Genomic DNA, 11,671 nt, shown 5'->3' with positions numbered 1-11,671 from the left:
TAGCTCACATTTGTATTTCTTTTTTATACAAAACGTAAGAATATAAATTCGTTATAATGACAGCAACTACTATAATCCCAAGCATCATATAAGTTCTCCAATCAGCCGGAGCGAAAACACTTATAATCATAATAATTCCTAACGCCACAAATACTTTTCCGCTAAACCGATGTGTTTTCCGCCATACTTCTTCATTACTTAACGTCCATGGATTACGCATCCCAACAAAAAAGTTTGGCTTACACTGTGGTAAATAATTACCCATTACTAAAAATAAAACACCAACTAATAATTCAGGCACCCGATTAATGAATAAGTTATATCCTAATCCACTTGTAATAATATCTATATTTCCTACAAATAGTAGCAATAGTACACCATTATTCATCATCATAAAGGCTTTAGAAAATTTCTCGTAATTTGCTTTTCTTGGATCAATCTTTGGTATCACATTTAGAAATATATATAATGCAATCATAATTCCGACCATAGAAATCATTCCGTAAAATTTAGAAGAATATCCATCTACCTTACCTCCGCTCCAATGCGTTGCAATTGTATCCGGCAAATGTGGCCAAGCAAACGCCCAAGCTAAACAAGTTATAACAATTAATAAGATTGCAAAAAGATGTTTTTTCATTTCCCCTCTTCCCCCTTATTCGTAAATGTAAACACCCAAGTTAATAAATCTTGAAAGACAGTTGTGTTTAAAGAGTACACAACAAATTGCCCTTTCTTTTCATCTTGAATAAGTTCAGCATTTTTAAGTGCGCTTAAGTGGTGTGAAATACTTGGTTTTGTCATATTGAAATGTTCAGCGATTTCACCAGCGGTTAAATCACCTTCTTTTAATAAGTCTAAAATTTTTCGCCTTGTTGGATCTGCTAATGCTTTGAATGCTTGATTCAATGTCTTTCTTCCTTTCGATAATTAGACATTTAGATATTTATCTAAATGTTAAACCGATTACTGTTATTTGTCAATTGTATCCAGTGTCCTTTTTACTTTTCTCACTTTTAACCTATACTGTTTACTAGCTTATCTTTCAACATAATGAAAAGACTTGAAACACATGATACACTATAGCTACAATTGTTTTTCTGAGGAGGAATATACATATGTATAAAATTTTAATCGTTGAAGACGATCCAAATATTTCATCATTACTGCAATCTCACATTCAGAAGTACGGTTATGAAGCTGTTGTTGCAGAGAATTTCGATGATATTATGGAATCGTTTAACGCTGTGAAACCACATCTTGTTTTACTTGATGTAAACTTACCGAAATTCGATGGTTTCTACTGGTGCCGTCAAATTCGTCATGAATCTACTTGTCCAATTATTTTCATTTCAGCGCGTGCTGGTGAGATGGAACAAATTATGGCAATTGAAAGCGGTGCGGATGATTACATTACAAAACCATTCCACTACGACGTTGTAATGGCAAAAATCAAAGGACAATTACGCCGTATTTACGGTGATTATGCACCAAATATTTCTGAACGTATCGTTGAAGTAGAAGGTTTAAAACTATTCCCAGAACGTCCTGAAATTCACTTCGGATCTGAACAAGTTCTTTTAACGAAAAAAGAAGCTATTTTAGCTGAAATGTTATTATCTAAATTCCCTCGTACAGCAAGCCGTGAAGATTTATTAGCTGCACTTTGGGATGACGAAAGCTTCGTTGAAGAAAATACATTAAACGTAAACATTACGCGTCTTCGTAAAAAGTTTAATGAGCTTGGTATTGAGAACTCTATTGAAACAGTACGTGGACTTGGATATCGCTTTAACGCAACTTGGAGTGAATAAGCATGAAGCTATTTTTACGTGATCATTTTGCATTTTTCCTACTGTACGTTTTAAACTTCGGTATCATTTTCGTTCTTTATGATGCAGTAGATGGATTTCAAAATAATAAATTTTATTTCGTCGTTTTAAGTTTATATTTATTTATTTGTTTCCTCGCTTACCGTTACGTTCGCAATCGTAGAATGTACCATAGATTAAGCGAGCAACCAGAAAAAATGGAAGATGCGTTTATTGAAAGAGCAACTGCTCCGATGCCTCACGGTGTCAATGAACTCGTGCGTACGCAGTACCGCCTCTTCCAAAAAGAACTACAATCGTATGAAGTAAAACAACAAGAACATCAATTATTCATTAACCACTGGGTACATCAAATGAAGACACCTGTTTCTGTTATGCAGCTTATGGTGCTAGAAATGGAAGACGAGCATTTAATTCCAAAGTTTAAAAAAGAATTAGAGCGTCTAAACCAAGGGCTTGATATGGCTTTATACATGGCTAGGTTAAATAACTTCCATGAAGATTTCCATGTCGAGACGATTTCATTAAAAGATACGGTAACAAAAAATATTAATGGATTAAAAGAACTATTCATTCGTAATGGTGTCTTCCCTGTTTTAGAAGTCCATTCTGATTTAAAAGTTGCTTCTGATGCGAAATGGCTAAAATTTATCATCTATCAATTAATGACAAACGCTGTTCGTTACTCCGGTGAGCGCGGAAAGAAAGTTTTCTTATCTGCTTACCGAAACGGAAAAGATATTATTTTAGAAGTTCGTGATGAAGGTGTTGGTATTCCACAAGAAGATATTCGAAGAGTATTTGAACCGTTTTACACTGGGAAAAACGGTCGCGCCTTCGGAGAATCTACTGGTATGGGACTTTATATTGTAAGTAAAATTTGTGATTATTTAGGTCACTCTGTCAAACTAGATTCTGAAGTTGGTAAAGGAACGACCATTAAAATCATCTTCCACAATGCTGCAAATAATCAAGCAGAACATACGGAGAAGGTGACCGAAGTATGATCGTAACATATGCAAGAAAAATGTATGAGAACTCACTCTCATACATTTTTTGCAATACAACTACTTCTATATCTTCTAGCCGGAGGTATAATCTATGACATTTTGGCAATTTGCATTTAAAAACGTCACGCGCAACTCGAGAGCTTATTTTGCTTACTTTGTAAGTAGTTCCTTTTCCATTGCTGTGTTCTTTTCGTTTGCTGTTTACTTATTCCATCCGAAATTACAAAACTTTGACATGACCTCTGAAATTTCAGCATTAATGATATTTTCAGAAGTAGTAATTGTATTTTTCTCTTTCTTCTTTTTACTATATTCCATTGGTACTTTTTTAAAAGTTAGAAAAAAACAATTTGGTATTTTGACCATTTTAGGAATATCGAGAAAACAATTACATCGTCTTATTTTTATGGAGAATATGTTAATCGGGATTTTATCTATCTTTTTCGGCATGCAGTTTGGAGTTGTTTTTTCTCAATTTTTCTTATTAGTAACAGCCAAACTTACGCATGTTCCAGGAATATATTTATACGGGCCTACTAACGCGTTTATTTTAACAACCATTGTTTTCCTTAGTCTTTTTATCATTGTATCTGCATTCACACCAATGCTTATTCGTACAAAAAAAGCAGTACACCTTTTAAAAACAAATGGTGGAAAACAAAAAGAAAGAAAACCATCCATACTTGTTTCATTATTTGGTGCGATTTGTTTATTTGGTGGTTATGCGTTAGCTGGAAATCCTAAATATTTCGTATCAGTAAGCCCGCAAATCGGTGTTATATATATGGTTTCAAGTATTTTCGTTATCCCAACGCTTGTTACAATTGGAACATATTTCTTCTTTTCACAAATTAGTTTCTTACTTATTTATATTTTAAAGAAAAGAAGGAAGTTTTATATGAAACGGATTAATATGCTTTGGATTTCGGATTTAGCAAGCCGTATTCGAACGAATATTAATATGCTGTTTATTGTAGCGATGCTATCTACAATTGCTTTCACAATGATTACGTTTCTATATGGATTCGGGAAATTTATTAAGCTAGAGGTGAATAGAACTTCTCCTTTTCCAATTTCTTATTTTTCTTATGATGCGAACCCTTTTGTTACAGAGCATTTAAATTGGCTTGAGCAACAATTACAAAAAGAGCATTTCCCCTATCAAAAAATAAAAGCTGATATATATGAAACACCACTAAAAGAAGATAAAGATATAGCTATTTATAATGACGTATACGCAATTAAGCAAAGTGACTATAACAAACTTGCAGATTCTTTACGAATGAAACAACTATTTATGGATGATAACGAAGCATATGTGCTAACAGGGACATCTTATAACACCATATTCAACGAATTTGAGCAAAGCTACAAAAGAGATTACATTACACTCTCTAGTACAAATACGAAATTACGAGTGAAAGGCTATGAGCATGTGAATGCAATTCCATCTGGCTTTTCATATCAAACGATAGTTTTGCCTGATGTTATCGTAAATAACTTACCTAGCACCGTAAAGCATATATCAGCATACAATTACAAAATTCAAAACTGGGAACAGACATATGAAATTGCTGATAATTTTATAGAAAAAGTGCAAAAAGATCGAAATAAATCCCAGTATGAAGGACCTCTTATTCGTTCCTTTGAATCAGCAGGATCGTTATACAAAATAACATCAGGCAGTGCTGCATTTTTCCTAATTGGGACATTTTTAGGAGTTATTTTCTTCATTGGAGCTGGTAGCGTTCTTTACTTTAGAATGTATACGGATTTGACGAACGAACAAGAGAAATATATAACGATTTCTAAAATCGGTGTAACAGATACAGAGATGAAACGATCTGCAACCATTCAACTTAGTATTTTATTTTTCATTCCGTACATTATGGCATCCATTCATACAATGTTCGCAACAAAAATGCTACAAGATGTAATTGGTTTATCTCTGTTCAAAGAGGTTTCAGCCGTTCTTATTATTTTTGGATTCGTTGAAATCGTATTTTTCATATTCATTCGTTCACTTTATATGCAAAAATTATCACAATACACGAGTGGACAAAATATTTAAAACAAACTTGATGAAAAGAGTATTTCTTATGCTCTTCTCATCTTCACCCTATCAGGAGGTTCAGGTGAATGACATTTTGGCAGTTTGCATTTAAAAACGTGACGCGGAACGCCAGAGCTTATTTCGCCTATTTTGTAAGCAGTGCGTTCTCCATCGCAATCTTTTTCTCATTTGCAGTTTATTTATTTCATCCTAAATTGCATATGACAGACGTGAATTATTCTCTGAACATATTAATGACAATTTCAGAAGTTGTCATTGTGTTCTTTTCATTTTTCTTTTTACTGTATTCAATCGGGACCTTTTTAAAAGTACGAAAAAAACAGTTCGGGATTTTAACAGTACTTGGCATATCTCAAAAACAATTAAAGCGACTCATATTTATAGAAAATATGTTAATTGGTGCTCTTTCTATATTTTTTGGCATTCAACTTGGAGTTGTCTTTTCACAGTTCTTTTTATTAGTTACCGCCAAAATTACACACGTACCTGGTTTATATTTATATCCGCCTACAAGTGCTATCGTTTTAACTATCATCATCTTTCTTGGGCTCTTCATTCTCGTATCATCTTTTACACCGATGCTCATTCGTACGAGAAAAGCCGTACGTCTTTTAAAAGAAGGTACACAACAAAAAGAAAGAAAAGCATCCGTGCTCATCTCTCTATTTGGTGCGACGTGTTTAATATGTGGATATGCGTTAGCCGCAAATCCGTTGTATTTTATGTCGCTAGGTGACATCATTGGGCTTTTATATGCCGTCTCTAGTATATTTGTCATCCCATCGCTTATTGCAGCTGGAACATACTTTTTCTTTTCACAAATTAGTTTTTTACTTATTCGTATTTTAAAAACGCGAAGAACGTTTTATATGAAACGAATTAATATGCTTTGGATTTCGGATTTAGCAGCGCGCATTCGGACAAACATTAACATGCTCTTTATTGTAGCGATGCTATCAACACTCGCTTTTACAATGATTACATTCTTATACGGTTTTGGGAAATTTACAAAGTTTGATGCAATTAGACAGAACCCTTTCCCGTTTACGTATTTATCGCATACTGAAAATACATTAGCTGATGAACATTTAAACTGGTTAGAGCAGAAATTTAATGAAGAGCACTTTACTTATACAAAATTTAAAACAGATATATATGAGGTATCTTCAGCTGAAGATAACACGCAGCTCTATTACGCAATTAAACAAAGTGACTATAATGTACTTGCTAAAGCATTAAATTGGGAAAAACTCACGGTAAATAAGAATGAATCTTATATTCTTATGAAAGACTTAGATGATCAAGTTATTGGAACACTTCACAATGAAGAAAAGAAAAATACTCTTACACTTACTCAAAACAATTTACAACTACAAGTGAAAGAATATAAAAGTTATAGCCCATTCCCAAACAGCTTAATATACCAATTACTCATACTATCTGATGAAAATGTAGAATCCTTATCCACAGTTTCCAAACAAATGAGTGTATATAACTTCAAAGTTACAGATTGGGAAAAAGCACATAATATCGGTTCATCGTTTATAACAAAAATTGATAACGATAATGCAGCAATTCAAGCAGAGCATCCACCTTTCCATGCAAGTGAAGCGAGCGATTCCCTATATAAGACAAAACTAAATGTCGCTTCGTTCTTCTTAATTGGTACTTTCTTAGGTGTTATCTTCTTTATCGGTGCTGGTAGTGTTCTTTACTTCCGAATGTATACAGATTTAACAAATGAGCAAGAAAAATATATAACGATTACGAAAATTGGCTTAACTGAAACTGAAATGAAACGTTCAGCGACAATTCAGCTTGCGATTCTTTTCTTCGTGCCTTACATCATGGCGTCAATCCATACGATGTTTGCGACAAAGATGCTACAAGAAGTTTTACATCTCTCGTTCTTCGCTGAGATTACAGTCGTACTGTTGATTTTTGGAACAGTTGAAATTTTATTTTTCCTTTTAATTCGTTCCTTTTATATGCAAAAATTATCACAACATATTAAGTTTTAAAAGTAGAAAGGTGATTACTATGGAAGAAGTATTACACATAAAAAACGTCTCAAAAGTATATGAGGGAAAAGTCCCTCATACTGCTTTAAAAAATATAAATTTACACGTAGATAAAGGGGAATTCGTTGCCATTATGGGTCCATCTGGTAGCGGGAAATCTACATTTTTAAACGTTATTTCTACAATTGATTCTCCTACTTCTGGTGACGTCGTTATTAACGGAAAAAAACCACACACATTTCGTAGAGAGAAGTTAGCTATTTTCCGCCGCCAAGAGTTAGGATTTGTTTTCCAAAACTTTAACCTACTAGATACACTAACAATCGGTGAAAATATCGTACTACCTTTAACATTAGATAATGTTCCATTAAAAGAAATGGATGAAAAGCTTGATAACATTTCAAAAAAGCTTGGAATTGATCATATTTTGGACAAACGTATTTTTGAAGTTTCTGGAGGACAAGCACAGCGTACTGCAGTAGCACGTGCTGTTATTCATCACCCTTCTCTCTTACTAGCCGATGAACCGACAGGGAACCTGGATTCAAAAGCCGCTATTGATGTAATGGAGTTATTTACGAAATTAAACAAAGAAGAAGATGCAACGATTTTAATGGTTACGCACGATCCGTTTGCAGCAAGTTATTGTAACCGTGTTATTTTCATTAAAGATGGAGAGCTTTACAATGAACTGCACCGCGGATTATATCGCGAGAAGTTTTATCAAGAAATATTAGATGTTCTAGCCTTATTAGGAGGAAGACGTGGATGACGTTTTGGCAATTCGCATTTAAAAATGTCTCACGTAATTCAAAAGCATATTTCGCCTACTTTGTAAGTAGTGCGTTTTCTATCATGGTTTTCTTTTCATTTACTGTATACGCGTATCATCCACGCTTACAGAGTGTACAAAGCTTTCAAGAACGTGATCCTCTAATGAATTTAGCTAGTACAGCACAGCTTGTGATTGTTATGTTCTCGTTCTTCTTTCTCTTATATTCAATTGGAACATTTTTAAATGTACGGAAGCAGCAATTCGGGATACTCACTATTCTTGGTATCTCACAGAGACAATTAAAAAGATTGTTATTTACCGAAAACATGATAATTGGGATATTATCCATCTTTATCGGCATTCAAGGTGGACTTGTATTTTCTAACTTTTTCTTATTAGTCACTTCGAAATTAACAAACGCGAAAGGTCTCTATTTATATTGGCCAACAGAAGCGATTATCGTTACAACCGTAACGTTTATCATTTTATTTTTAATCGTTTCTACATTTACACCAATGTTTATTCGTACTCGAAAAACAACGAAGCTTATTAAGGGTGTTAACAAAGAGAAGAGCGAAAAAAAACCATCTATACTCATTTCACTATTTGCTTTAACTTGTTTAGGACTATGTTATTATATTGCCGGTTATCCGCAAGGCTACATAACGGAAAAAAATGCACAAAATGGATCTGTATTCTTAATTATGCTATCTATTTTACCGCTTGTAGTGATTGGGACGTATTTATTTTTTTCACAAACATTTCTTCTCTTTATCTATATTTTAAAGAAACGAAGAAAGTTTTACTTAAAACAAATAAATATGTTATGGATTTCAGATTTAGTTTCTCGTACACGCAGTAATATTAATGTACTCTTTATTGTTTCTATGCTATCTGCACTTGCATTTACAATTATTATCGGGTTATTTGCTGCAAACAATAATACGAAAGCACCCATACTAGAACGATATCCAATACCATTCACCTATACATCAGAAGGTGTTAATGCATTTGAACAAAAGCATATTACTACGATTGAAACTGAACTTACAAATGCTAATTTTCAATATGACAAATATAAGTTTACCGTTTTAAAAGATACAGCTTCAAAAGAGTCAATTGCCATTATGAAAATGAGTGATTATAACGCAATAGCACAGCAATTAAACAGACCAGAAATCACTCTCGATTCTTCACAAGTTTATAATATTTCTCGCTATTCACCAGCGTTATTAAATCTCGTGTCTAACCCATTTGCGAAGCAGAACACAATTACACTTGGCTCTAATAAAAAGGAATTTCAAATTAAAGGTTTTATTAATAGAGGAATTGAGCCTCCCTTTGCATTACCTCACTTAATTGTGATGCAAGATGAAGTAATTGAAAATATGATTCCTCATATTGAAACAATTACAGTCTATAACTACTTCGTGGAAAATTGGGAAAATGCAATTGTCCCAACAAAAAATATATTAAAAAGCTTAGATCATGATGCAGAAATTTTGTATGAAGCACATAAAAATGAAGAAAATTTCATTAAACCATTTTATATTTATACAGCTACGGATGAACTCGTTCATAGTAAAGGAAATGCAGTCGCTCAATTCTTTATTTGGGCATTTCTCGGCTTTATTTTCTTTATCGGAGCAGCTAGTGTTTTATATTTCCGTATGTATAATGACTTAACAACTGAAAGACAAAAGTATATTACGATTACAAAGCTTGGCTTAACTGAATCAGAAATGTTTCGCTCTGCAACGATTCAATTAGGAATTTTATTTTTCGTTCCTTACATCGTTGCTGGTGTTCACACATTATTTGCGGTTAAGTTTTTACAAAGCATGTTTTCTTTCTCCTTACTAAAAGAGACATGTATCGTACTCACCTTTTTCGGGGTTATCGAGATCATTTTCTTCTTCTTAATCCGTTCTCTGTACATTAATAAATTATCACAGCATATAAAAATATGAATAAAATAGCCTTGTGCAATATGCACAAGGCTATTTTCAATAGTTTTTAATAATTAGCAGCAATATCCACCGTAGCCGCCTGCGTAACCGCCGTAACCACCATAGCCACAACCGCCGCCTCCGCCGAAGCAGCTAGCACCGATGATAATTAATAAAATAAACAATACGATTAGAAGCGCAAAACCGCCTCCGCAACCATGTCTGCGGTTACAATCATCATGTCTGTGTTCACACTTTTCGCTCATTACCCTATTCCTCCTTTAGTATCATTCATAACAAGTTCACCTTGCTCTAAATGAGGGGATTCCATTTATATTATGTTTTCAGGGCGAATAGGAAGCTTGGCTTACCTAAAAACGGGCTTGTTTTAGGAATTGGGCTTAATCAAAAAAAAAGATACCTATTCAGGTATCCTTTAAAGAAACATATTCAACAAAAGAGCAAAACCAAATGCAATAAATGATAACAATGTTTCCAGCACCGTCCACGTTTTAAATGTTTCCTTCACCGTCAAACCTAAATACTCTTTTACAAGCCAGAACCCTGCATCATTTACGTGAGAAAACATTAATGAACCTGCACCGGTTGCAATAACGAGAAGCTCTAAATTCACACCAGACATGTGCTGAATAACTGGTGAAACAATCCCTGCTGCTGTCGTTAATGCTACTGTAGCTGAACCTGTTGCAATTCGAATTAAACCAGCTACCATGAAAGCTAATACGATTGGTGATAACGAAATATGTTCTGCCATTTGTGCAATAGCTGTTCCAACGCCGCTTTCAATTAATATTTGTTTAAATCCACCGCCTGCACCAATTATTAAAATAATAGAACCGACAGGCAATAAACTTTCATCTGTTAATTTTTTAATCATCTTTTTATTAATACCTTGTTTGATACCAAGTAAATAAAATGCTGCGAAACATGAAATAAGTAAGGCGATTACTGGACTTCCTATAAACACGAAAAATTCAGTCAATTTTTTCGGTAATGAAATATATGGTGCAACTACTGATAAAATCATCAATACAACTGGTAATAAAATAATAAAGAATGAAACTTTACGACTTGGCAAATCAGTTGATACTGTCGTAACTCGAACAAGCTCCGGTTCATTTTCAGGTATAACCCTCTTATGTACCCACTTTGCAAATATTGGACCTGCTATAATAGCCGTTGGTAACGCGATAATTAATGAATATAAAAGCACCTTTCCTAAGTTCGCGTTATAAATACCGATTGCAGTCATGGCACCTGGATGCGGAGGTACTAGCCCATGTACGATAGATAATCCCGCAATAACAGGTAAAGCAATTAATAATATGTTTTGCTTCGTCGTTTTTCGAATTGAAATAACAAGTGGTAATAAAATGACAATACCTACTTCAAAAAAGACGGGAATCCCTATAACAAACCCTGCAAATAACATAGCCCAAGGTAATTTTTTTACGCCGAAAAATCGAATAAAGAAATCTGCAACTTGCATGCCTGCTCCTGAATCAGACATCATTTTCCCGAGTATAGTTCCAAGTGCCAAAATACCAACTAAATGTCCTAGTACACTACCAACACCAGTTTCATAGGCAGCCACTATTTTCGTTAAGTTCAGTCCAGACATAATAGCTAAAAATAAACTCGCAACTGTTAAACTAATAAATGCATGCCATTTCCACCATGATACCCCTAAAATAACAATTGTGATCGCAAGTAACGTGACGATTAATAAGTATATAGCCATCTCTCATTCTCCTTACTTTTATCCCGATTGGTGTGGGCTAATAATTAGTGGGTGATGCCCTCCTCCACTAATTAAAGTTTTACTTTATAAAAAAAGAGGGAACTGGTATTATCCCCTATAGGTAGACAGTAAAAAAAGAGTCCATCTGATATGATGGACTCAATACTGTTTTATCTGGAGGGGATTTTTTTATGGCAAGAAAAGGACAATCATTTCAAAAATATACAGAAGAACTAAAGCGAGAAGCA

10 protein-coding genes are annotated in these 11,671 nt (G+C 34.0%); 6 read left to right on the top strand and 4 right to left on the bottom strand.

What is annotated here, in order from left to right; genetic code table 11:
• Positions 1 to 4 precede the first annotated feature (4 nt).
• Positions 5 to 640, bottom strand: coding sequence for an SdpI family protein (locus DN400_RS11220; RefSeq protein WP_000716347.1), 636 nt, complete (start codon positions 638 to 640; stop codon positions 5 to 7).
• Positions 637 to 909 (bottom strand): autorepressor SdpR family transcription factor, encoded by a 273-nt coding sequence (locus DN400_RS11215; RefSeq protein WP_001070531.1) that lies wholly within the window; start codon positions 907 to 909, stop codon positions 637 to 639. Before DN400_RS11215 ends, DN400_RS11220 begins: the two co-directional genes overlap by 4 nt.
• Before the next feature lie 209 nt (positions 910 to 1,118).
• Here DN400_RS11215 and DN400_RS11210 point away from each other — a divergent pair, with 209 nt between their 5' ends.
• The 6 genes from DN400_RS11210 to DN400_RS11185 all read left to right on the top strand — a co-directional run bounded on the left by DN400_RS11210 (position 1,119) and on the right by DN400_RS11185 (position 9,682).
• The gene (locus DN400_RS11210) at positions 1,119 to 1,814 is read left to right on the top strand and encodes a response regulator transcription factor (protein ID WP_000276738.1); all 696 of its coding nucleotides are present in this window, start codon (positions 1,119 to 1,121) and stop codon (positions 1,812 to 1,814) included.
• A gap of 2 nt (positions 1,815 to 1,816) precedes the next feature.
• Positions 1,817 to 2,839 carry a sensor histidine kinase gene (locus tag DN400_RS11205; RefSeq protein WP_000765342.1) on the top strand — a complete coding sequence of 341 codons (1,023 nt, stop codon included), beginning with the start codon at positions 1,817 to 1,819 and terminating at the stop codon, positions 2,837 to 2,839.
• A 94-nt stretch (positions 2,840 to 2,933) separates the two neighbouring features.
• Entirely contained in the window at positions 2,934 to 4,913 is a 1,980-nt protein-coding gene (locus tag DN400_RS11200) for an ABC transporter permease (protein ID WP_088322482.1), read from the top strand.
• A 68-nt stretch (positions 4,914 to 4,981) separates the two neighbouring features.
• The gene (locus tag DN400_RS11195) at positions 4,982 to 6,937 is read left to right on the top strand and encodes an ABC transporter permease (RefSeq protein ID WP_000145007.1); all 1,956 of its coding nucleotides are present in this window, start codon (positions 4,982 to 4,984) and stop codon (positions 6,935 to 6,937) included.
• A gap of 19 nt (positions 6,938 to 6,956) precedes the next feature.
• Positions 6,957 to 7,709 (top strand): ABC transporter ATP-binding protein, encoded by a 753-nt coding sequence (locus DN400_RS11190; protein ID WP_000393250.1) that lies wholly within the window; start codon positions 6,957 to 6,959, stop codon positions 7,707 to 7,709.
• Positions 7,706 to 9,682 carry an FtsX-like permease family protein gene (locus tag DN400_RS11185; protein WP_000144949.1) on the top strand — a complete coding sequence of 659 codons (1,977 nt, stop codon included), beginning with the start codon at positions 7,706 to 7,708 and terminating at the stop codon, positions 9,680 to 9,682. Before DN400_RS11190 ends, DN400_RS11185 begins: the two co-directional genes overlap by 4 nt.
• A gap of 53 nt (positions 9,683 to 9,735) precedes the next feature.
• Here the strand turns inward: DN400_RS11185 and DN400_RS11180 are convergent, their stop codons facing one another.
• Together DN400_RS11180 and gntP are read right to left on the bottom strand one after the other, a co-directional pair.
• A complete protein-coding gene (locus DN400_RS11180) occupies positions 9,736 to 9,927 on the bottom strand; it encodes a YjcZ family sporulation protein (RefSeq protein WP_001290392.1) in 192 nt (63 codons plus the stop codon).
• A 170-nt stretch (positions 9,928 to 10,097) separates the two neighbouring features.
• Positions 10,098 to 11,423, bottom strand: a complete 1,326-nt coding sequence (gene gntP / locus DN400_RS11175) for a gluconate permease GntP (RefSeq protein WP_098211254.1) — start codon at positions 11,421 to 11,423, stop codon at positions 10,098 to 10,100.
• Positions 11,424 to 11,671 lie beyond the last annotated feature (248 nt).

This window comes from Bacillus sp. AR8-1, from assembly GCF_008042345.1.
Taxonomy (GTDB): Bacteria; Bacillota; Bacilli; order Bacillales; family Bacillaceae_G; genus Bacillus_A; species Bacillus_A cereus.
This window is presented reverse-complemented; position numbering and strand designations above follow the sequence as displayed.